Source organism: Olsenella sp. oral taxon 807, from assembly GCF_001189515.2.
Taxonomy (GTDB): domain Bacteria; phylum Actinomycetota; class Coriobacteriia; order Coriobacteriales; family Atopobiaceae; genus Olsenella_F.
In genome coordinates, this window is sequence record NZ_CP012069.2 from 2,347,170 (window position 1) to 2,367,366 (window position 20,197).

Below are 20,197 nucleotides of genomic sequence, written 5' to 3' on the forward strand. Positions count from 1 at the left end.
GGGATCCCGGGCTCTCCGCGCTCGCCGACTTCGCGGCCGGCGACCCTGGCGCACGACGAGCAGGCGGGGCAGCGGACGACCCTTCTCATGCATCCTCCCCGCACAATCGGGTACACTGTCATCGACGTCGAGCGCCGCCCAGGTATTCGAGCCAGGGAAGAGCATCGGCGTCATTGCCGTCTGAAGACCCTCTCAAACACGTCGGAGAGGGCGATGATGGCGTCTATGTCCTTCTTCGAAGCCATCGCCCGCAGCACCTCTTCCTCCTGCTCGCCGGTAAGCGTCCTCAGCGAGAGGTCAACGATGATGTTCGAGCACTGCCGTGCGGCCTCGCCGATTCTCACCTTCGCCTTGTGCGCGTTGTGGGTCCCCAGGCGCTTTAACTCATACGGTGCTCCGTCCACTGTCATGTCGGCAGTTCTTGATCCAGGGATACTCGACTCATAGTTGAACCTGACCTCATGGCCGTTCCTGGCGAGCCACGTGGCCGCCTGGATCTCCTTTGCCTTCGGCTTGGCGCGATACTCGGCGCTCACGCGGCCGTCGGATATCGACGCGAGGTAGGCGTTCACGGTCTCGTCGTATCCCTCGCGGCTCTTGCCGGAGGCCCTGTAGTCCCTCCAGACGCGCCCGAAGTCACTCTCGATGCGGCTGCATTCGTCCTGGACGGCGCGCGCCCCCTTCGCACGCTCGCCGCCTTCCGTCATGCGCCTGGCCGCGACCTCCGCTTGCCTGCGGTCCACCTGGTCACGTATCCACGCGTCCCAGTCGTCCACGGCGGGCGCTATCTGGCAGCGGCACCTCGGGTGTATCGGCGGCAGCGTCGCGCCCACCCTCGCGCCGTCGATCGGGAAGGCCTTGCCGACGAGCGCCGAGCAGACCTCGCAGGTCCTCTCGTCGCCCACGGGCTCCACGCGGTACTCCTCGAAGCCCTCGCGCGCGAGCTCGGCGAGCTGGGCCTGCCTGGAGACGTAGGTGCCCTCGGTCACGACCAGGCGCATGACGTCGCGCTCCGAGACGCCCACGAACCTCCTCGACAGCTCGTCGCACAGGCTCCGCCAGGACTCGCCGCGCGCGAGCGCCTTGGCCATGTCGTCCTGGACCCAGGCGGCGACCCTCTCGGAGTCTCCCCATATGGCCTCGCTGTAGCTCTTCCCCGAGGCCCACCTGGTGCCGACGAAGCGGCGGATCGTGTCGTCGTCGAGCGCGTGGAAGCCCCTGCCGTACCCCATCGCCTCCGCGACGGCGTTGGCGCCGCGCGCCGCCTGGCGGGCGAAGTGCTCGTCGAGCCCCTCGGCGGCCTCTGCCGTCGCCCTCGCGTGGTGCTGCCTGGCCGACTCCTGCAGGCCCTCCAGGCGGTCGAGCTTGTAGGCGTCCTTGCGGATGGCGACCATGTCGGCGAGGTCCGGGTGCTCCGCCGCGAACCTGTCGCAGTCGCGCATGAGCAGGTCTCGGTCGCTCGGGTCCATCGACTCGAGCATGTCGCGGTAGCGCAGGATACCGTCCTCGCCATACCTCTCGTAGTACCCCGCTATCTCGCGGGAGAGGTCCGCCATCTCCCTCTCGTAGGCCCTCGCGACCCTCTTGGCCACGACCCTCTCGTCGCGACCCATCGCGGCGTCGGCCTCGGCCATGCGCCGCTCCCAGTAGGTGGCCACCTAGACCTCCCGACCGCCCCTCAGGGGCACCAGCGCGTCCGCGCGCGCCTCGCGCTCGGCCTCCTTGCGGCCCATCTCCTCCCTTGGGCCGTCCACGCACGAGAGCACCGAGAGCTGCGTCTCCTCGGACGTGATGCCCGAGAGGTTCGCCGCGACCTGGCTCTCCTCCAGGAGGTTGGCCGGGACGTTGCGCGTGAACGTCGCCCTCACGCCCATCCACGCGTCGTCGGGAAGCGGCGAGGCGGCGTAGCCCGAGAGCAGGCGCCATCGCCTGGAGAGGCCGCGCCTGAACTTCCGCTCCTTGACCATGGCGAGGTCGCTCATGGCCTGCAGGCGGTACCTGATGGCGATCCCCGAGCTCGTGTCGAAGCTCTCCGAACTGAGGTCGGCGACCATCGACGTCGTGAATATGAGCCGCTCCAGGCGGTCGATGAGGTGCTCCTGGGTGCCGTCCGCGTCGGGCTTCGACAGGAAGTCGACCACCACCTTGTCGGTCTCCCGGCCCGCCAGGTTTATGATGCGCGAGTTGCGCAGCTCGGTGAGGGTCGTCTCGTCGATCCTCGCGCCGAGTATCTTCAGGTAGGCGTCGGCGTAGTACTCGACGTCGTTCGCCTTCTCGGAGAGCGCCTTGTCATGGGCGTCTATGAGCGAGAGGGCGCCCTCGAAGAGGCCCTGGCGCTCCTCATTGTCCACATACTCGACGACGGGCACGTCCGGGAAGCCGTGCGGGACCGCCTCCCCGAGCGTCACGGACCCCGACCACTCGAAGGGCGTCTCGGCCGACGCGTCGTAAAGCGTGCCCCTTACCGTGTCGGGGCGCCCGTCGAAGCGGTTGTCGTCCCTCCAGAAGCGCACGGCGAAGAGCACGCGGCCCTCCACCGTGTCATCGCGGACCAAGAGGCAGTTCATGGGCCCCACCGTCGATGAGCGTGGGAGGGCGTCGCCGTCGCGCCACATCAGCTCGAAGCCGGACCCGTACACGTCGGCGAGCCTGGAGAGCTCCGCGTTGAGGTCGTCCTCGTCGTTGCGCGCGCCCCAGCCCGCGAGCCAGGCGAGCGTCCCGTCGTCGTCACCGGAGAGCCTCACGGGGATGCCGAGGAAGTAGCCGACCATGGTGTCCACCATCTGCCTGGCGTAGTTCGCCACCAGGCGGTTGTCCGGCTTGTACCCGGCCTTGGCGGGCAGGTGCAGGACGTCGTGGTCCCCCTCGTAGGCGCGCCTCAGCCTCGCGAGCCTCGGGAGCTGCCGGATGTGGTAGTCCTGGAGGATGTCGGCCAGGAGCTGGCCGCCCATCTCGGTCCCGGCGGGCACGCGGTAGCCGCCGCACGGCTCGTAGGTCGCGGCGTCTGGCATCATATCCCTCCCCTGAAGAGGCTGATCGTCGGCGCGTCGTCGCGAAGGCGGATCGCGCAGGCCAGCGAGTCGGGCGCGTCGTCGTGCTCGGCGCCCTCGCCATAGTCCATGACCTCGTCCCAGTAGGCGGCCGAGGCCTCGCGCGCGCTGTCCAGGCGCACCAGGTCCGCCCAGCGCCCCCGGGCGTGGGTCGATATCTTGACGAACTTGTTGGCGCTCTCCTGGTACGTGCCCACGGGCAGGCCCAGCCCGCGCATCCTCTCGGCCAGGTAGCCCCTGTCGGCATTGCGCTCGCACCACACGGTGCCGAGCCTGAGGGACTCGTGCAGCTCCATGATGCGGCCCACGCATCGGTCCACGTGCGTCTCGCGGAAGAGCTCGCCGTGGACGTGCGGGCGCCCGTCGTGCCAGGCGATGCACGTGACGGCCGTGCCGTCCGCGCCGCCGTACGCGGCGTCCACGTGCATGAGGCCGTCGAAGAGCAGCGAGCGGTCGGAGAACGTCCCCGGCTCCCCCTCGAACACGGCGCCCTCCATGGCCACGTGGCGAAGCTCGTAGTTAGCGGCGAAGAGGCTGCGCGTCATGGCCCTGCGAAGGCCCTTGGCCTCCTCCCTCGACACCAGGCCCGTCGAGTCCCAGGGCCACCTCTCCGGCTCCGGCATGAGCTGGAAGGCGTCGTCCCTGTGCCAGGGAGTGCCCGTGTTGACTATGCGCCCGCCCCGGTTCCGCACGTTCTGGAGCTCGCGGTAGAACGCCTTGGTCGCCTCGCGCTCGGCCCTGGACGCCCGGTCCCTGAGCGTGACCACGTCGTCGGTGAACACGACGTCGTAGTGCTTGCCGGTGAGCGAGCCGCCGATGCCGTAGCCCGAGAGCTGCGGCAGGTCCGACGCGTTGCACGCCAGGTCGGTCGATATGGCGACGGAGCTCTCGGACGCGACCCTCGCGGGGTGACCGTAGATAACCTCCGTGACCATCGCCGACGTGTCGGACCGGAGCATGCGCGCCACGGCGGCCATGACCTCCTCGACGTCCGGTGACGCCTTGCGGAAGAAGCCCACGGCGAGCCTCGGCCGCGTGACCAGGAGCAGCCATAGGGCCACCTTGACGCACGTGGTCTTGTACGAGCCTCGATGCGCCTGCAGGGTCCAGTCGCCATCGCCGAAAGTCATGTGGCGTATCCAGCCGTCGTGCAGCGGCTCGACCAGGCGGTCATAGCCCATCATGCGGGCGAGCCTGACGGGATGGCCCGTCATGACGCGCGAGAGCGCCCTCGCCCGCTCAGCCGCCATCCCGCATGGCCTCGTCGAGCATGCGCCCGAACTCCTCCGCGCTCTCCCTGGACGGCGCCGAGAGCTCGACGCGGTCGCTCGGCCTCTGGCCCGACGTGTCACGGACGAACTCCGCCGCCCTCGTGTCGCCGTCCATGGCCTTGCGCAGCTGCGCGAGCGCCACGGCCTGCGCGACCGTCATGTTCTTGCCCTCCATGCCGTCCATCGTCTGCGCCGTGGTCACGCCGCCGGGCCTGAGGGGCATGTCCAGCATCGCGCGGAGCGTCTCGCGCATCTCGCGCATCTCGCGGCGCTTCCTCCCCGAGGCCCTGCCCGCCTTGCGCGCGTTCTCTCGGCGCTGGCTCGGTGTTCTCGCCTCGTTCGGGACCAGGTTCTCGGGGTTAGCCACGGTGCCTCGCCGCCCTGGCGTCGAGCGGGCTCACGCGGTTGGCCACGCACTCGGCGACGCCGCCGTAGCGGGCCTCGGCCACGGCCAGGGCGTCCGCGTCGACGCCCAGGGCCATGAGCGCCGCGCGCATGGCGTAGGCCACGCGGGTGGAGTGGCGGGCCGCTATGAGGGCGATCTCCCGGATCGTCATGCCGCATCGCCTCCATACGAGTCGGGGCCCCGTTCCTGAGGCCCCCGCGAAGATCCCACGATACCCTTGTACCACGTCCTCCCCGGCACGGGGCGGCACGACCCGGCACGAGGCGGCAAATTCCCTAGCCCTCGGCAAGCCCGAGGCCTCGTATGACCCTGCCGACGCCGTAGGCGTCCACCGCGTCGCAGGCCACCGAGACGGCGTCGCGGCACCACCGCTCGCTCATGCCGCAGGCCTCGGCAACCTCGGCCCAGGTCGCGGCGGCGCAGTAGCGCCACCACAGGCAGTCGGCGTAGGCCGAGCCCAAAAGCGAGCAGACGCCGCCCGAGCCCGTCTGGTCGGAGCCGTAGATGACGTCGCAGGCCTCATCGATGATGGCGTAGTCGGCCTCGACGCGCGAGCGCATGCGGGCCTCGTAGTCCATCCTCTCGTCGGTCGCGGCCATGGGGTCGGCGACGCGCCCCGGAGAGGTGCCGGGGCGGTAGGACTGCGCGCGCGGCCCCTCCCTGGAGGCCATGCGCGCGAGGGCCCGCCTCGTGCGCTCCGCCTCGATCGCCGAGCGCCTCGCCGCCTCCATGAGGTCCCTCGCGTACGCCCACTCGCTCATGAGCCGATCGCCCGGTCGGTTTGAGTAGGTTCGAGTAGGTTCGAGTAGGTTCGAGCCACGGTCGCGGTCATCTTCCGTCCTCCCTCGTCCACTGCTCCGCCATCGCCCTCGCGATGCCCGGGTACGTCCTTCCCCTGAGCCTCTGCCTGTCCGGCCCCGGGGCCATGTGGTGCACCCGGTGCGCCATGGCGTCGGGGAGCCGCGCCATCTCGTCTGACACGTCATGCGTCGGCACGAGCGGCGGCAGGCCCCTGAGCCACAGGCACGTGGCCTTGGTCTCCGGGTGGCCGAACTGCCACGGCTGGATGACCTGGTCCGGCTTGCGGTACAGGCGGCTCATGATGCCGACCGGGTTCTCCACCGCCACCCTCGGCACGTGGTCGAGCGTCGCGAGGGCGAGGAAGAGCCCGATCGCCGACTGCTGCCTGCCGTCGCGCCTCTTCTCGCCGAACCACCTGGCGCCGGAGCACGCGAGGTGCGTGCACGGCGGGAAGGCGATGACCATGTCCCACGCGAGCTTGGCGACCTCGACGGCGTCCGCCCGGACGTGCCACTCCGGGTGCGCGCCGCCCGTCGGGAGCAGGTCGCAGCTGTATGCCTCGTGCCCGAGCCTTCTGAGCTCCGACGTGACGGCCTGCGACTCCTCGCAGGCGCAGAGGACCCTCATGGCCGGCTCGCCCCCTCCCTCATGAACAGCACCCAGTGCGTCTTGCTCGCCTTCGGCCTGCGGTTGCCGAGAATGGGCGTCGCCGGGCAGCATGCCAGCACGTCCCTGAGCGGTATGCGGTACTCGCACCACTTGAAGACCAGCACGCCGCCCGGCCTGAGCACACGAAGGCACTCCGAGAAGCCCTCCGTGAGGTCGCGCCTCCATCCCTTCGGGTCGAGCTTGCCGTACTTGCCCACCTGCCATCCGGCGCCCACGTCCAGGTGCGGCGGGTCGAAGACCACGAGTGAGAACGACTCGTCGGGGAACGGTAGGTCGCGGAAGTCGGAGACGACGTCCGGGCTCACGTCGAGGGCGCGGCCGTCGCAGAGCGTCATGTGGCGCGGGTGGAGGTCGCAGAACGTGACCCTGGGGTCGGCCTTGTCGAAGTAGAAGCTCCTCGGCCCGCAGCACACGTCAAGAGCGGGGCCCATCACTCGCCCCCCAGCTCGCTCAGCTCGCCCAGCTCCGCGCAGGGGATGCCGATCGCCTCGGCGACGGCGCGCTCAAGCCTCGCGCCCGCGCTGCCCTCCCAGCCGGGCAGCGAGACCAGGAGGTCGTACTCGGTGGAGGGGCCCATCAAGGTCGCCGCCAGCTCCCCCAGGCACACGAGCATGGCCTCCTCGTGGGTGAAGTAGGCAGCCACGCGCTTCATCGGGTTGAAGACGTACCTGGCACCAACGCCGATGCACGTCATCTCGGCGTCCAGGAACCTCTGACACGCGTCTTCCCTCGCCAGGCCCGTGACCGGGCCCGAGAGGAAGACGAACTTGCCCTTAAGGCCACTCATCTCGCGGCCCCTCCTATCTTCCGCAGACGGCGGGCGATGAACCGAAGCGGCTCGTAGGGCTCGTCCGGGTCCTGCTCGGAGTCCACCCAGCGGTCTATCTCGTCGGCCAGTGACGCGCCGAGGTCCGTCACGCTTGAGTCGTGCTCGAAGCCGATGGTCACCATCACGGCCCCCTTCTGGTACTCGATGTGGGTCACTTCCCCGACCCCGGTCCCGCCGAGCGTGGTCTGGAGCATGTCGCCCGGGAGTATCGGCATCCCGTCGGCGTCCCTGGGCGCCCGCAGGAGCCCGTGGGCGGCCAGCTCCTCGTCGCCCCTCTCGACGTACCAGTCGTCAGGCAGCTCGCAGAGCTCGCGGATGCGGGCGAGCGCGTGGCACCCATCCGTGTACCACATCGACACCCCCTCGCTCTCGATCCCGAGGACATGGAGCAGGCCTCTCAGCACGTCGCGCGCGACGCTGCCCATGTCGAACGTAACCTCGTCTGCCCTCGCCGCGATGGCGCGGCGCTCGTCACTCGTGATCATCCCTCGTCCTCATCTCCCGTCACCCTCGCCCCGCATTCAGGGCAGTAGTTCGGCAGCAGGGACTCGTCCTCTATCTCGATGCCGAGGTTGCTCCCGCACTCCGAGCAGTAGTACTCGCCGTCCGCGAGGTTGTTCGCCTCGCACGTCGGGTCGATCAGGTCGGCCAGGCGGTATATCGCCTGCTCATAGCCGAGGCTGAAGTTCCCACCCTCCTCCAGAGACCCCGCGACGTTGCGATACATGGAGTTCCCGTTCTTCATCACGAGCTTCGGTGCAAGCGCCACGTCAGCCTCGCGGTCGTCGTACTCCCGTGCGTCCCTGCGGCACTCCAGCAGCCTCCTTGCCACATCGCGCCTCTCGTCACTCATCTTCCCTCCTCCATCTCGGCGCACTCCCGCTCCTCCGCGCGGACGATGTTTAGGTAGAGCGCGAACTCTCCCTGCACGTCCCCGCTCTCGCACCCGCACCAGTCCCAGAAGCCCTCAAGGAAGGGCTCGCACTCCCGGCACGCGTGGCGCGAGAAGGGTCCCTCCTCGTCTATCCCGTGCTCCAGCAGGGCCTCCTCGCCGGCCGCGATCGGCTCTCCGCAGTAGGAGCACCGGTGGGGCCTGCGGCACCTGACCCACTTGGCCTCGTACGCGTCACATCCCATCGCCGTCTCCCTCCCTGAGGCTCGCATATCGCATGTGCGCCCATATGCACCTGCCGTGGGGCAGGCGGTCGGCCTCCCCCTCGGCCTCGGCCTCCGCCATGCCGTCCTCGATGAGGGCGTCCACCACGTCGTCCCTGTCGTCGTAGACCCGCGTGTCATACGACCACCACCTGCCGAGGCGGGCGCCCGCGAGCTCCAGGACGTACCAGTCGAGGTCCTCTCCGGTGCCGTCCCCGCCCATCTTGAGGACGGGCAGCCCCGGGTTATCCGCCATCAGCCTGGCGAGCTCCTCCTGCGGCGTCACCGGTACCGCCCCCTCTCCTCGTTGGCCCGCCTGACGTCCTCCATCGCGCGGTCGAGCTCAGCCTGCGTGGCGCCGAGCGCGGCCGCGAGGTTGAGCGCCGCCTGGATGACGTCGAACGTGTCTGCGTGGACCCAGTACCTCATCCCTCGACCCCCGTTCCCCTCAGCGCCTCGCGCAGGTCCCTGGCCATGCCCCTCAGGTCCCCCGCCGCGACGAGGACCCCCTCCCAGGCGTGGGCCTCGTCTGCGAGGTCCTCCAGCTGGCGAGCCACGTCCGCCACGGGTCCCAGCCTCTCCCTGACCGCGTGCAGGAGCCTCTTGCGCCCGTGCGCATCCGCGATCTCGCGGGGGAGGTCGAGGTCGTCCTCCATCCGGTAGGCGACCTTCCCATCGTGCGTGTCGTCCCTGACCATCGCCTGCGTCCTCCCCATGGCCTTCTGGGCCAGGATCGCCCTCACCCACGTGCCCTCCTCCGTGAGACTACTCGCGAGACTGATGACCTCCGGGTCGATCCCGGCGTGAGCCTTGCCCGCCTCCGTCACCATCTCGGCCTCGTCTTCCTTCTCCCGTACCACCATTCGTCCTCCTCGTCCCTGGCGTTCCTATCCAGATTTTCGGATGCCCTCGGGTCGCCGTGCCTCTCGTCCCACCACTCCCGCGCGCGGGCGACCTCCGTCGCGTCGCAGGTGGCCTCGACCTCGCCGGTCGTCTCAACCTCCCACATCGATTGGCCTCCATCCGTCCATGGAGAGCGCGACGTGGTACTTCGTCGGCTCGTCGAGCAGGACCCACTCCCAGCGCCCGACCCAGCGGAAGTGCAGGCGGTTCGCGTGCGCCAGGGCGTGGCAGCCGCTCGCGTTGCCCATGCCGCAGAGCGTGAGGGTGGGCTTGGGCACCTCCCTGCCGTCGCGCCAGAGCCTCCCGGCGCCCCTGCGCACCACGTGGTGGCGATTCAGGGGCCACGCGGCGCCGCACACGACGCAGCGGCCGGCGTCCACCGACGGGCCCTCCATGAGCGGCCACAGCAGGGGCTCCAGCGTCGTCACCCTAGCCATGGGGCCTCCTGTCCTCCCCAGAGGTCTGCGCGAGGTCGCAGGAGCCCCTGAGCCTCGACACGATGGCGGCCGCCGTGGCGGCGTCTCCCTGGGAGCCGAGGAAGGCCCCGAGCTCCGAGGGGCCGCGCTGGCTCGTCACGACGGTCGGCCGGAGGTGGGAGTACCGCGTGTCGATGACCTCGAAGAGCTTCGAGAGCGTCCTTGGCGTCGGCGGCTCCTTGTCCAGGTCGTCCAGGACGAGCAGCGGCGCCTGCGAGTAGGCCGCCGTGGCGGACGACTCGCCGTGAGAGCCGATCGAGTCCCTGAGGTCGGCGAGCATCGCCACGACGGGCACGAGACGCGCCCTGCCGAGCCCCCTCGACGCCCACCCCTTGATCGCGGCGCAGGCGGCCCAGGTCTTGCCCGTGCCCACCGGCCCGAAGACCCACAGGCCGCGCCCCTTGGCCATGGCCCCGACGCGCCTGGCGTCGATGGGGACGGAGAGCATCCTCTCGGGGACGCCCGCCGCCCGGCAGGCCTCGGCGAGCCTGGCGGCCTCGCGATCCTGGGCCCTCAGCCTGGCCTCGGAGTCCCTGTCGCGGCGCTCCTCGCGCATCGCCGCGATCGCCGCGTCGACCTCGGCGACCGTCGCCGTGTTCATCGCCCAGACCTCTTCGGTCGGGAACCCGCCAGGGGGCATCGTCCCGCCGTTCCTGCGGAAGAGCTCATGCCCGCTGAACATCGCCGCCCCCATCCTCGACGGGGACCCACTCGATGGCGCCCTCGTCGTAGGCGGCGAGGCTCGCCGCGATCGCCTCGGCCGGGGACGCCCTCGGCGGGCCGGCGTTGAGGTAGCCCTCGAACTTCGTGGCGTTGAACAGCGTCTCCGGACGCAGGTACCTGCGCATCCTCTCGTCGCCGAGCCACCTGGCGGCCATGTTGTCGATGACCCGCTCGCAGTCTTCGGCGCTGAAGCCCTCGCGGAGCCTGGCCCCGACGAGCTGGCGCGACTTCGCGGAGCTTGGCCGGTACGCCGTGCCGCAGGCGGCGTTGAGGTGGGCGATGACGCGCTCGGTGGCCTCCTCCGCCCCGTCGCCCCCCTCCCCCTGCACCCCCTCCCCCTGGGAAGGGGATCTGGAATAGGAATGGGAATAGGAATCTTGATAGCTTGGCGTTTTGCTTTCCGATTTTTCGGAGTTTTGCTTAGCCGTTTGCTTATCGCTTTGCTTAGCCGTTTGCTTAGCCGTTTGCTTATCGCTTTGCTTAGCCGTTTGCTTAGCCGTTTGCTTATCGCTTTGCTTAGCCGTTTGCTTAGCCGTTTGCTTATCGTTTTGCTTATCGTTTGCTTCCGGCTCCGGTTCGGCATCACCTTGCCTGGATGGCCTTCCGCCTCTCCTGCCCGCCTCCGAGCGGGTGCGGGAGTTCTCGAGCGTCGGCCGGATCATCATGAACATCCCCTCGGAAATCCCGTCAAGGTCCGGCTCCTCGCCGTCATGCAGGAAGTCGATGACGGCGAGGAGCAGCATGGCCCTCTCCTCCCTCGGGAGTGCCTTTGACCCGTCGACTATGCTGTCGAATATCTGCATGGCCGCCTACCTTCCCTCGCGTCCCGTCGGGTGCATGCGAACCCCCCTAGAACGGAATGTCCTCGTCGTACACGCCCTGAGCGGGCGGCGCGTAGGCTGGTGCCGCCTGCGGCCGTGGGGCCGCCTGCGTCGCCTGAGGCGCGTACGTCCGTCCCTGCGGGGCCTGCTGTGGCGCCTGGTTGGTCGGCTGCTGCTGCGGCGTGAGGAACACGACCTCGCCGGCGACGACCTCGAGCTTCGAGCGGTTCGCGCCCGTCTGCTTGTCCTGCCACTGGCTCCAGCGGAGCCTGCCCGAGACGGCGACCTTGGAGCCCTTGGCCAGGAAGGGCGCTATGGCGTCGGCCCGGCTGCCGAACACGACGACGTCCACCCAGTTGGCCCGGTCGCGCCACTCCCCGGTCTGCTGGTCCCTTACGCGGTCGTTGACCGCCACCGAGAGCGAGAGCACCGACGTGCCCGTCGGCGTCACGCGGAGCTCGGGGTCTCGGCCGAGGTTCCCCGATATGGACACTGAGTTGATCGACATTTCCCATCCTCCCTAGAACTCGTAGTCCTCGTCGGCGAGGCCGGACTCCCAGCCCGCCTCTGCGTCCTGCGCCGCCTGCGTCGCCTCTGCCTCCCGGCCCATCGCCTCGGCCTCGCCCGCCATCTCCGACTGCTCGGAGGCCTCGGCCTCGTAGGCGACCGGGTCGCACGCCTCGGCGGGAGGCTCTGGCGCCCGGTCGTCCCCCGGCATCTCGGAGCCGTCGTAGATCCCGCCGTACGCGCCCGGGTACGCCTCGCGCAGCGCCTGCACGAGCGCCACCTTGCGGATCATCGTCGCGGGCTTCGTCTTCCAGAGGCTGCGGTGCTGGTCGTACTCGTCGAGGCTGACCTCGGAGCGGCTCGGGTGGGCGCGACCCTTGTCGTAGACCTCGGCCCACCCGCCGACGAGCCTCTCGGTCTGGCGCCCCCAGATGGTCCCCTCGCGGTACGAGAGCCCCGACGCGCCCCTCGCGACGACCACGATCCCGGCCCTGATGCCGTCGAAGCCGGGCTGCTGCGTGGCCGTGCGCACGAAGTAGTCCTTGGAGACGATGACGCTGGCCTCGACCCTGCCGGTCTTGCCGTTGCGGTACGCCGTCATGTAGGCGTCTCCCGCCAGCGGGTTGAGCCTCCTCGCCTGGCACTTGGCCATGAAGGAGAAGAGCTCGCGGTCGTCCACCTGCTGGCCGCCCGTGACGATGTACTTGGCCACGATGCCGGGCGAGAGCCTGACGTCGGAGCCGTCGGATGCCTTGAACTCCACGATCGCGCCCTCCATCACCGCTCACCCACCTTCCGGCCGTGCACGCCGTCGATCGCGCGCATGGCGGCGACGAACTGCCCGACCACGGGCTCGGGCACGGTGACCTCGAAGACGAGCGTGCGGGCGGGGCCGGATGCCTGTCCCGGCTCGGGGGCGGGTCGCGTCGGCTCCTCCTCGTCGGGGTAGGGGTCGGACGTCGGCGTGGGGTCCGGCGCGTCCTGGCCGATCGCCATGCGGTACATCCTGGCCCTCTGCGCCTCGGCGAGGGCGTCGGCGCGCCTCGCCTCCTCGCGGGCCCTCTCGGCTGCCTCCTCCTCGGCGCGCTCGCGCTCGGCCGCCTCGCGCATCGCCCTCTCGGCCTCCTCGGCCTCGCGCCTGCGCCTGGCGTCCTCCTCCAGGGCCTCCCTCTGGCGGCGCCTCTCGGCGGCCCGGCCCATGGCCTCGCTCATGTCGAGCGTGGAGAGGTAGTCCTGCTTGAGCGCCATCCTCTCCTCGTCGTCCATGTGCTGGGCGTCGATGGCGGCGAGGTCGACCTCGATGGAGCGGACGCGGCGCGTGAGGTCCTCCTTGATGGCGACCTCGTTCGTCCCGTAGTTCCGCCACCTGCCCTCGGCGCCCCAGCGGTCCAGGATCCTGGAGAACGGCACGGCCTCCACCACGACGCCGCCCTCCTCGACGTACCAGGCCTCGATGGCCTGCAGGCGCGACTCGACGACGAGGGCCTCCCAGGCCCTTATGGCATCGCGGTACCCCTCGTCCACGCCCGAGAGCGGCGCGAGGAGGTCCCTCACCTCGGCCTCGAACTCGCGGACGGCGTCCTTGATGGCCCCCACCTGCTCGCGCCGCGAGTCCTCGACCTCCTTGATCGCCTTGCGCGCCGCCGTGCGCGCCCTCTTGGAGTCGCGGTAGTCCTGCGCCGTCGTGATCTCGTGCGGCGAGTACTCCCTGGCGAGCCTCTCGACCCTCTCCCTCTGGTCACGGAGCCACTCCTCGGCGCCCGCCAGTATCCTCGGGGGCTCTATGAGCGTCGGCTCGACCTCCTCGGCCTTCCTCTTCCTCGTGGTCATCTCTTCTCCTTCCTCTCGACGTCCCTGACCTCCACGACCACGCGCGGCCAGTCGGGACTTACCAAAAACCTGTGCTCTATGCCCGTGACGTGCGCCTGGTCGTCGCCTGCGATGACCTTGGCCATGACCAGGCCGTCGAGCACGAACTTCGCCGCGAACGCGACGTTGTCGAGGTCGCGCCTGGCGTCCCGCTCGTGCCACTCGCACGTGACCTCGACGGGCCCCTCGTGCCCGTGCGCCCCCGCCGCCCGCGCGTACCAGGCGACGAGCTCGGTCTGCTGGCGCTTGAGCCTGGCGCCCATCGCCCGGTGGGAGCGGCAGGCCCTCGTGTACTCGTTGAGCCCCACGAGGCGCCCGGGGATGATGATCCGGTCCGGCGTCATGACGCGACCATCGCCAGGACGAGCGTGACCAGCGCCACGACGACCAGGGCTGCCATCACCGGGGCGTCCGGCCGGTCTATGAGCATCCGAGCCACCTCCTCAGCTCGGCGTCGAGGACCCGCCAGCCCCTCTTGGCGCCACGGGGCGCCACCACCTTGAGGTCGCCGTCCCTGACGCTCCTGTAGAGCGTCCTCAGGGGCACGCGCGTCACCCTGGACGCCTCGGCGAGCGACCACGTGGCGAGCTCGCCGAGCCTCTCTCCCTGCACAGTTGCTGTTGTTGTCATTCCGTCTCCAATCCGTGTGTCTTGCGAGCGCCTGGGGCGCGCGGCCGGGTCAGGGAGGCCTCGGGGCCGAAAGGAGGTGCCCGCCGGCGCCAGTGATTGCCGGCGTCGCCCTTGCGGTCCGCCCCCGCGCTATGCGGGACGCGGTGCGGAGAGCCGGCCGCGCCTCCCGGGCGCTCGCGCTGGTTCGCTACATCTCGTACAGGTCCTCGACCTCGCACCCGACGGCCCTCGCGAGCGACGCAAGCGTCCCCAGGCTCGCCTGCGCGATGCCCTCGTCGGTCGTCCAGCGCCAGACGGAGGACTTGTCCACGCCGAGCCTCCTCGCGACCTCCTTCTGCCTCAGTCGCCTCTCGGCGAGCACGACCTTTAGCCTCGACCTCATCTCCCACCTCCAATCTTTGGTATCAGGAACTCAGGTTCTCGCAACATGCGGTATACTCCCTATGTAATAAGGAGGCGAGGGGAGGTGATCGCATGGCCAAGAACACGAAGCAGACCTCGCGCAAGGCGGCGAGCGCGGCGTCTAGGGTCCTGAGGGACGGCCGCACGGGCAAGGCGTCGAAGTCGGCGGCAGGGAGCGCCCTGTCCCAGACCCCGAGTCGGAGGAAGTAGGGACCCCGCCCCTGCCCGCGAGTGCCTGGTGCAGCCCGATCGCGAGCCCCTGCACCAGGTGCTCGTCCCCGTACAGGTCCGCGTACCCGAGCTGGTCGAGCAGCGCGTGCACCAGCTCGTGGAGGAAGACCTGCTCCCTCTTCTCGGCCGACAGGCCCGACGACAGCCGTATGAGCTGTCTCGCCGGTGACACCGACCCGTCCTCGCCGTCCATGTCGGCGGTCTCGACCGCGTATGCCAGACCGAGGACGCTCACGCTCCGTGGGACCTCGACCGCCATCAGCGGTCCCCCGCGATCCCGAAGTGCACGCAGGCCTCCTTCGCCTCCGCCACCCAGGCCTCGCGGGCGTGCGCCGCCACGAGCGCGTCGCACTCGTAGAGCGGTCCCCCGTAGCGCTCCCCGCGCGCGGAGTCCCACCCGTGCCCGGAGCGGTCCCCGGGCGTGTACATCCAAGGCGTGCCGTACTCCCGCACGCAGGGGTTGCCCTCCTCGTCCGTGGAGAGCGCAAAGTCGTGGCGCCCGTAGAGCTCGGGCATCTGGTTCTCGGTCATGTCTGGTTCCCTTCTTTCTGGTTTGTCTTTAGCTTTTGCGCATCAGGTATTCCGGCTCTCGTTGATAGAGTTTTGAGAGCTTGACCACTACCGTGCCGGGCGGGTCTACTTTCCCAAGCTCATACAGAAGGACTGAATGTGCGGATCGACCGATCCTCTTTCCAACCTCCTCAGCAGACATCCCAAACCGAATTCGTTCTGCCCTTAGGTTTCTTCTCACGTCATCACCTCCAGAATACCAATGTTTGTTGGTGTCTTACAGTTAGAGAATATATCTTTTTGTTGGTTCTCGCAAGCAAAATTTTGTGTAAATATCTACATATGTTGGTTTATACAAGGGAGATTGGTATGAAGTACCCCAACAAAATAAAGGCTGCTCGAACTCATGCGAAGCTTACTCAGGCTGATCTTGCCGAAATAGCCGGAATCACTGTCCAAGCCCTTCAAAATTACGAGTACGGCGCTAGGGACGTAAAATCGAGCATTCTTTCAAAGATTTCAGACGCCACGGGAAAGTCTATGACCTACTTACTTGGATTAGATGATGACCCGTCGTTTGCAGGAAATTTTGAAAGGGGAATCACGCATCGTATTCCAGTGCTTGGACGCATCGCCGCAGGCGAGGCGCGCGAGGCAATCCAGCAGGCCGACGAATGGCACGCCACTCGCGATGATCTGTGGCGCGGCCATGAGAGAGCGTTCTGGCTGGTCGTGGCGGGGAACTCCATGAACAGGCTTTTTCCGGAGGGTGCGTTGGTGCTTATAGACCCCGACATGGAGATCCGTGACGGGGACGTCGGAGCCGTTTTTGTCAACGGGGACGATGCGACGCTCAAGCGCGTGTTCTACGACGGCGACGCGGTAAGGCTTCATCCCGAAAGCTATGACTCCGAGTACAGGGATCGTACAATAGATCGCGCTGACCCAGACGCTCCCGAGTTTCGATCGATAGGACGCGCCATCAGCTATGCCGCGCCAGATGGATGGCGGGCGTAGCTAAACGGGGGAAATGATGGGACTGTTTAGACGTAACACCGAAAAGTCTTTGGAAAGAAGCATCGAGGAGACGCGAAGGGAAGTGGAAAGACGTCTTGAGAGTGAGATGTGGGCGGACGAGGACGCCAGGGAGATCGAACGCCAACGTACGGCGCCCGTGAGGGTGATGGCGCCCCTTAACCTAGACTTACCGGGCTTTCCTTTTAGTCCAGGGGTTTATGTAAGTGCGAACGTCTACCTGGACGACGGCGACCCAGAGCCACATAACATATGGTATGCGGACGCCAAAGCTCTCCAGGACATCGGAGCGCACATTGGAAGCCTCTCTGTTATGCTCGATAGAATCGCTCCTCTTGACAGGATACGTGCCGACCTCTCGAATACACACCCCATCACGGACGTCGCGTCATGGCTTCCCGAACACTACGCATGGGCGCGCATCAACCCACTAATGCCGACTGGCAGAACCCCGAAGTATGTGGCGACAATAGAATTCACCGCCGGACTCGAGAGACCCCGTCACATGACGCTTAGGCAGTTGGAGCAATTCAACGAGGTCCACCCGAGTCCAGAGCAGACTCTCGGAACCATCGACTACCTCTCAGACGGACGAATCGGAAAAGCCCATCTGAGCCTGTGGTGCAACGAGTCGCTCTATGTCGCGTGGTACAAGCTCGTCGCTGGCGAGCTCGTAGTGTCGAGTGTCACGAGAAATCACGATGAAATACAGAAGACTCTTTACCGAATCGAGTGAGCGGTGACGCAGAATGAAGGCACAGGACAGGCAAGACCGAGGGAACGGAGTGAGTATGGGACTGTTCGGACGCAAGAGCAATGACGGACCGAGAGCTGAGGTCAAGCAGGTAACCATTGACACGGGGTCACAGGAGGGAGCCGTTGAGCTCGTCAAGCTCCAAGAGGAAGGCTGGGAGATAGTCAGCCAACAGAAGCGGGGGGCTTTCGAGTGGAAGCCGGGACAGACCGATTTCGTACTCAAGAGGAACCACCCTAACTGACGTGACGGTCATCCTTCCTTCCCCAAGCAAGACGGGCAGTGAAACAAGGCCACATGGGACGCATAGCGATGCATGGGAAAGCCTCGTATCCCGGGATGGGACCAAGGGCATGACAAGGCGATGTTGGATATCGAGCGACAGGGGCCGTCCATGTCCATAACCCGCCGCAGGCTCGCCGACGGCACGTACGTGTATGACGTGCGCGAGTACGTCGGCTTCACGCTGGACGGCAGGCGCGACCGCAAGAGCGTCACCTGCCGCACGCTGCGCGCCGCCAAGGTCGAGCGGGCCAAGCTGGTCGCCCTCAGGGACTCCCGGCGCAACCGATCGGGACGCTGCACGTTCGGCGACTACGTGGACAGGTGGTGGTGGCCGACGACGGCCGGCCTCGCCGCGTCCACGCGGGACACCTACGAGAGGGAGCTGCGCCTCAGGCTGCGCCCGGCGTTCGAGGCCGTGGACGTGCGCGACGTGACGCGCCCGATGGTGCAGAGGATGGTGGACGGCTGCGCGACGCGCAAGGTGGCGCAGAAGGCCCTGGGCGTGCTGGGCACGGTCATGAGGCAGGCGATGGGAGACGGCCTGGTGGCGTCCAACGTGGCCGCCGCGCGCTACTCGCTGCCGCCCGAGGGGAGGAGGCGCGACAACGGCGTCGTGCTGACCACCTTCGACGCCATGGCCCCACTCGTCTCGGCCCTGCGCGGGCACGCGGCGGCCGACGGCGGGTTCTGCCTCGCGTTGGGGCTGCTGGGGCTCCTCATGGGCCTTCGCCCCGAGGAGCGCTACGGCCTGGACTGGGCCGACGTGGACCTCGGTGCCGCCACCTGCCGCGTGAGGCGGGCGTACCTCATGGTCTCGCGAGGCGAGGGCACCCATGACCTCAAGGAGCCGAAGACGGCCCACTCCCTTCGCGACGTGCCGGTGTCGCCCGACGTGGCCGACGCGCTCATGGCGCTGCCAGGACCGCGCGACGGCCCCGTGCTCGTGGGCGCTGACGGCGGCAGGGTCTCGCCGTCGACCGCCCGCCACAGGTGGGACCGCTTCCTCGCGTGGTGCGACGCGGGCGGGCTTGACGTCCCCCATGTCACGGTCGAGAACTGCCGGCACAGCTTCGCCACGTCGTACCTCCACGCGGGCGGCAGGGTGGAGGACCTGTCCCGCATCCTGGGGCACTCGGACATCGTCACGACGTACCGGCGCTACGTCAGGCCGGACGCCACGGACGCGGCGAGGGGCGTCTCGGACATCGTGCCGAGGGTCTAGGCCATTGGCTAACCATTGGCTAACGCCACGACAGGATACGTGAGAATATGGGCGATTCTCGGGCGCAAAAGAGTCTCCCTCAAACACAAAAAAGCCCCCTCACCTGCAAGAATACAGGTGAGGGGGCTTGAGTGCGCATGGTGGAGGTGCGGAGAGTCGAACTCCGGTCCAAAGCATATTCCTGGCAGGTGTCTCCAAGCTCAGTCACCGCTAATATCTTAGACGGGATCGTCCGGTGACGGACGCTTTCCGTCCCAGCTGGTTCAAACTTAGCGCACGGCATACCAACCACGTCCACGCGCGCATCTCCCTCAGATGACGTCGCCCGGGAAGCGGGAGAGACTTCCCGTTAGACGGCTACTTATATGTTAAGCAGCGAGGGCGTACTCGCCCTGATAAGAATCTTCGTCGTCAATTAGATTTGACGGTACCCCTGTTTAGCGTGGCGAGGAGACCACGGCTTGCTGCCCACCTCAAACATACCCTGTCGAAACCAGTCACCCCCATACGATCAACGGAAGGCATGCTGCCATCCCTACGATATCAGCGCCCGGCATTGCGCGCCCCGTACGACACCATGACGCATGTACCCATTTTAGCATCTTAGCCATGCTTGCGTCCCTCGCGATCAATGAACATGATGCCAAAGGCCACCATCAAAAGGACCGGGCTCGCAAGAATCATCCTAAGGCCCAAAGGTCCTATCAGCCAACTGCCCGCCACCGCGCCGCAGGTGAAGCATACGATCACAAAAGAGTAGAGCAGTCCCGTCTCGAGCTGCTCACGCTCATGCGTATGTGCGTAGCTCACCATGGACTGAGTGCCACTGCGCAGATTGCCGATGCACATGGTCGTGGCAAAGGCATTGCCATGAAGTTTGCGAAAGGCCTGGACCTGCATGCCACAGGCAAGCGACGTCAGGCCGTTGGCGATGAGATTGAACCCCTCTGGCACGAAGCCCACGATCACAAGGAGCACGGCTTCTATCAGTAGCACGAGCTGGCGCCAGTGCAGGTGCTTGGGTTTGAGGAGCAGCTTGATGCCGTGCGCCATCGCAATGCCTGCGGAGAAAAAGAGTACCGGGGACAGGTAGTGCATGCACTGGTCCCAGTTTCCCTGCGAGAGATTGACACCCAGAAGCAGCATGTTTCCCGTCTGGGCGTTGGCAAAGACGTGCCCTCTGACCAGATAGGAGTAGGCATCCATAACTCCACCGGAAAGCGCTAGGAACAGCGCGAGTTCGACGGACTCAGACGTTTGCTCGGCGTGCTTCATCTATCCCCCTCAGATCCTCACAGCTCTTAGGTGCTATGGGTCGGCTAAGGGAGGGACCCACGGACCTTAGCTCGGGGCCCCTCCGACACAGACGCACGCCTCGTAACCCTAGTATCGGGAGGCTACTCCTCCACCAGCTCGAACTGGTCAGGACCAACGCCGCACACGGGGCAGACGTAGTCCTCAGGCAACTCCGGAGTATCGATCTCGACCTCATAGCCGCAGACCAAACAGCGGAACTTGTACGTCTTCTTCTCGTCGACCATTGCGTATCCTCTCTCTTGGCGGCGCGCCCTTCTGCACGCCTCGTGCGCCCGCCCCTACGGGCGCACCACCCTCATACCCAGTTAGTCACATCTGAGGCGCACGATAG

At 67.3% G+C, this 20,197-nt stretch carries 34 protein-coding genes and 1 other RNA gene; 4 read left to right on the forward strand and 31 right to left on the reverse strand.

Features of this window, described 5'->3' with window-relative positions; translation table 11 throughout:
- Positions 1-170 precede the first annotated feature (170 nt).
- The 28 genes from ADJ70_RS10075 to ADJ70_RS15715 form a co-directional block, all read right to left on the reverse strand.
- Positions 171-1,658, reverse strand: a complete 1,488-nt coding sequence (locus tag ADJ70_RS10075) for a minor capsid protein (RefSeq protein ID WP_050341110.1) — start codon at positions 1,656-1,658, stop codon at positions 171-173.
- Positions 1,659-3,011, reverse strand: a complete 1,353-nt coding sequence (locus ADJ70_RS10080; RefSeq protein ID WP_253273172.1) for a phage portal protein — start codon at positions 3,009-3,011, stop codon at positions 1,659-1,661.
- Positions 3,011-4,300, reverse strand: coding sequence for a hypothetical protein (locus ADJ70_RS10085; RefSeq protein ID WP_050341114.1), 1,290 nt, complete (start codon positions 4,298-4,300; stop codon positions 3,011-3,013). The genes ADJ70_RS10080 and ADJ70_RS10085 overlap by 1 nt, the downstream gene beginning before the upstream one ends.
- Entirely contained in the window at positions 4,290-4,688 is a 399-nt protein-coding gene (locus ADJ70_RS10090; RefSeq protein WP_050341116.1) for a hypothetical protein, read from the reverse strand. Before ADJ70_RS10090 ends, ADJ70_RS10085 begins: the two co-directional genes overlap by 11 nt.
- A complete protein-coding gene (locus ADJ70_RS10095) occupies positions 4,681-4,878 on the reverse strand; it encodes a hypothetical protein (RefSeq protein ID WP_050341118.1) in 198 nt (65 codons plus the stop codon). Before ADJ70_RS10095 ends, ADJ70_RS10090 begins: the two co-directional genes overlap by 8 nt.
- Before the next feature lie 124 nt (positions 4,879-5,002).
- Positions 5,003-5,488, reverse strand: a complete 486-nt coding sequence (locus ADJ70_RS10100; RefSeq protein WP_157051501.1) for a hypothetical protein — start codon at positions 5,486-5,488, stop codon at positions 5,003-5,005.
- Between the two features lie 67 nt (positions 5,489-5,555).
- Positions 5,556-6,155, reverse strand: coding sequence for a hypothetical protein (locus ADJ70_RS10105; protein ID WP_050341122.1), 600 nt, complete (start codon positions 6,153-6,155; stop codon positions 5,556-5,558).
- The gene (locus ADJ70_RS10110) at positions 6,152-6,628 is read right to left on the reverse strand and encodes a class I SAM-dependent methyltransferase (RefSeq protein WP_050341124.1); all 477 of its coding nucleotides are present in this window, start codon (positions 6,626-6,628) and stop codon (positions 6,152-6,154) included. Before ADJ70_RS10110 ends, ADJ70_RS10105 begins: the two co-directional genes overlap by 4 nt.
- Positions 6,628-6,984: a DUF4406 domain-containing protein gene (locus ADJ70_RS10115; protein WP_050341126.1), complete on the reverse strand. Its 357-nt coding sequence runs from the start codon at positions 6,982-6,984 to the stop codon at positions 6,628-6,630. The genes ADJ70_RS10110 and ADJ70_RS10115 overlap by 1 nt, the downstream gene beginning before the upstream one ends.
- Positions 6,981-7,511 carry a hypothetical protein gene (locus tag ADJ70_RS10120; protein WP_050341127.1) on the reverse strand — a complete coding sequence of 177 codons (531 nt, stop codon included), beginning with the start codon at positions 7,509-7,511 and terminating at the stop codon, positions 6,981-6,983. Before ADJ70_RS10120 ends, ADJ70_RS10115 begins: the two co-directional genes overlap by 4 nt.
- Positions 7,508-7,879 carry a hypothetical protein gene (locus ADJ70_RS10125; protein ID WP_050341129.1) on the reverse strand — a complete coding sequence of 124 codons (372 nt, stop codon included), beginning with the start codon at positions 7,877-7,879 and terminating at the stop codon, positions 7,508-7,510. Before ADJ70_RS10125 ends, ADJ70_RS10120 begins: the two co-directional genes overlap by 4 nt.
- Positions 7,876-8,163 (reverse strand): hypothetical protein, encoded by a 288-nt coding sequence (locus tag ADJ70_RS10130; protein ID WP_050341131.1) that lies wholly within the window; start codon positions 8,161-8,163, stop codon positions 7,876-7,878. Before ADJ70_RS10130 ends, ADJ70_RS10125 begins: the two co-directional genes overlap by 4 nt.
- Complete coding sequence (locus tag ADJ70_RS10135; protein ID WP_050341133.1) at positions 8,153-8,467, reverse strand: hypothetical protein; 315 nt, start codon at positions 8,465-8,467, stop codon at positions 8,153-8,155. Before ADJ70_RS10135 ends, ADJ70_RS10130 begins: the two co-directional genes overlap by 11 nt.
- Complete coding sequence (locus ADJ70_RS14715; protein WP_157051502.1) at positions 8,464-8,610, reverse strand: hypothetical protein; 147 nt, start codon at positions 8,608-8,610, stop codon at positions 8,464-8,466. The genes ADJ70_RS10135 and ADJ70_RS14715 overlap by 4 nt, the downstream gene beginning before the upstream one ends.
- Positions 8,607-9,044 (reverse strand): hypothetical protein, encoded by a 438-nt coding sequence (locus ADJ70_RS14720; RefSeq protein WP_157051503.1) that lies wholly within the window; start codon positions 9,042-9,044, stop codon positions 8,607-8,609. Before ADJ70_RS14720 ends, ADJ70_RS14715 begins: the two co-directional genes overlap by 4 nt.
- Positions 9,005-9,190, reverse strand: a complete 186-nt coding sequence (locus ADJ70_RS10145) for a hypothetical protein (protein WP_050341138.1) — start codon at positions 9,188-9,190, stop codon at positions 9,005-9,007. The genes ADJ70_RS14720 and ADJ70_RS10145 overlap by 40 nt, the downstream gene beginning before the upstream one ends.
- Entirely contained in the window at positions 9,177-9,521 is a 345-nt protein-coding gene (locus ADJ70_RS10150; RefSeq protein WP_050341140.1) for a hypothetical protein, read from the reverse strand. The genes ADJ70_RS10145 and ADJ70_RS10150 overlap by 14 nt, the downstream gene beginning before the upstream one ends.
- Positions 9,514-10,242, reverse strand: coding sequence for an ATP-binding protein (locus tag ADJ70_RS10155; RefSeq protein WP_172674484.1), 729 nt, complete (start codon positions 10,240-10,242; stop codon positions 9,514-9,516). Before ADJ70_RS10155 ends, ADJ70_RS10150 begins: the two co-directional genes overlap by 8 nt.
- Positions 10,226-11,086 carry a conserved phage C-terminal domain-containing protein gene (locus tag ADJ70_RS10160; RefSeq protein ID WP_050341144.1) on the reverse strand — a complete coding sequence of 287 codons (861 nt, stop codon included), beginning with the start codon at positions 11,084-11,086 and terminating at the stop codon, positions 10,226-10,228. The genes ADJ70_RS10155 and ADJ70_RS10160 overlap by 17 nt, the downstream gene beginning before the upstream one ends.
- Positions 11,087-11,132: 46 nt before the next feature.
- Positions 11,133-11,612 (reverse strand): single-stranded DNA-binding protein, encoded by a 480-nt coding sequence (locus tag ADJ70_RS10165; RefSeq protein WP_050341146.1) that lies wholly within the window; start codon positions 11,610-11,612, stop codon positions 11,133-11,135.
- Between the two features lie 12 nt (positions 11,613-11,624).
- On the reverse strand, positions 11,625-12,389 hold the full coding sequence (bet, locus tag ADJ70_RS10170; RefSeq protein WP_050341149.1) for a phage recombination protein Bet: 765 nt from the start codon (positions 12,387-12,389) through the stop codon (positions 11,625-11,627).
- Complete coding sequence (locus ADJ70_RS10175; protein ID WP_050341150.1) at positions 12,389-13,441, reverse strand: DUF1351 domain-containing protein; 1,053 nt, start codon at positions 13,439-13,441, stop codon at positions 12,389-12,391. Before ADJ70_RS10175 ends, bet begins: the two co-directional genes overlap by 1 nt.
- Positions 13,438-13,824 (reverse strand): hypothetical protein, encoded by a 387-nt coding sequence (locus tag ADJ70_RS10180; protein ID WP_050341151.1) that lies wholly within the window; start codon positions 13,822-13,824, stop codon positions 13,438-13,440. Before ADJ70_RS10180 ends, ADJ70_RS10175 begins: the two co-directional genes overlap by 4 nt.
- 76 nt (positions 13,825-13,900) lie before the next feature.
- Positions 13,901-14,110: a helix-turn-helix domain-containing protein gene (locus tag ADJ70_RS10185; protein WP_157051504.1), complete on the reverse strand. Its 210-nt coding sequence runs from the start codon at positions 14,108-14,110 to the stop codon at positions 13,901-13,903.
- A gap of 187 nt (positions 14,111-14,297) precedes the next feature.
- Entirely contained in the window at positions 14,298-14,492 is a 195-nt protein-coding gene (locus ADJ70_RS10190; protein WP_050341155.1) for a helix-turn-helix transcriptional regulator, read from the reverse strand.
- A gap of 141 nt (positions 14,493-14,633) precedes the next feature.
- Entirely contained in the window at positions 14,634-15,002 is a 369-nt protein-coding gene (locus ADJ70_RS14725) for an ImmA/IrrE family metallo-endopeptidase (protein WP_050341157.1), read from the reverse strand.
- A complete protein-coding gene (locus tag ADJ70_RS10200) occupies positions 15,002-15,274 on the reverse strand; it encodes a hypothetical protein (RefSeq protein WP_050341159.1) in 273 nt (90 codons plus the stop codon). Before ADJ70_RS10200 ends, ADJ70_RS14725 begins: the two co-directional genes overlap by 1 nt.
- Positions 15,275-15,302: 28 nt before the next feature.
- The gene (locus ADJ70_RS15715; protein ID WP_083443953.1) at positions 15,303-15,455 is read right to left on the reverse strand and encodes a helix-turn-helix transcriptional regulator; all 153 of its coding nucleotides are present in this window, start codon (positions 15,453-15,455) and stop codon (positions 15,303-15,305) included.
- A 167-nt stretch (positions 15,456-15,622) separates the two neighbouring features.
- Between ADJ70_RS15715 and ADJ70_RS10205 the strand changes: the two genes are divergently transcribed.
- From ADJ70_RS10205 to xerC, 4 genes are all read left to right on the forward strand, one after another.
- Positions 15,623-16,270: a S24 family peptidase gene (locus ADJ70_RS10205; protein ID WP_050341161.1), complete on the forward strand. Its 648-nt coding sequence runs from the start codon at positions 15,623-15,625 to the stop codon at positions 16,268-16,270.
- 16 nt (positions 16,271-16,286) lie between these two features.
- Positions 16,287-17,024, forward strand: a complete 738-nt coding sequence (locus ADJ70_RS10210) for a hypothetical protein (protein WP_172674485.1) — start codon at positions 16,287-16,289, stop codon at positions 17,022-17,024.
- A gap of 55 nt (positions 17,025-17,079) precedes the next feature.
- A complete protein-coding gene (locus tag ADJ70_RS10215; RefSeq protein ID WP_157051506.1) occupies positions 17,080-17,286 on the forward strand; it encodes a hypothetical protein in 207 nt (68 codons plus the stop codon).
- A gap of 150 nt (positions 17,287-17,436) precedes the next feature.
- Positions 17,437-18,549: a tyrosine recombinase XerC gene (gene xerC / locus ADJ70_RS10220; RefSeq protein ID WP_172674486.1), complete on the forward strand. Its 1,113-nt coding sequence runs from the start codon at positions 17,437-17,439 to the stop codon at positions 18,547-18,549.
- Positions 18,550-18,687: 138 nt separating this feature from the next.
- Here xerC and ssrA read toward each other — a convergent pair.
- The 3 genes from ssrA to ADJ70_RS10235 form a co-directional block, all read right to left on the reverse strand.
- Positions 18,688-19,054: a transfer-messenger RNA gene (gene ssrA, locus ADJ70_RS10225) on the reverse strand.
- A gap of 98 nt (positions 19,055-19,152) precedes the next feature.
- Positions 19,153-19,824 carry a YoaK family protein gene (locus tag ADJ70_RS10230; protein ID WP_050341169.1) on the reverse strand — a complete coding sequence of 224 codons (672 nt, stop codon included), beginning with the start codon at positions 19,822-19,824 and terminating at the stop codon, positions 19,153-19,155.
- Positions 19,825-19,946: 122 nt separating this feature from the next.
- Entirely contained in the window at positions 19,947-20,090 is a 144-nt protein-coding gene (locus ADJ70_RS10235) for a rubredoxin-like domain-containing protein (RefSeq protein ID WP_050341171.1), read from the reverse strand.
- Positions 20,091-20,197: the final 107 nt, after the last annotated feature.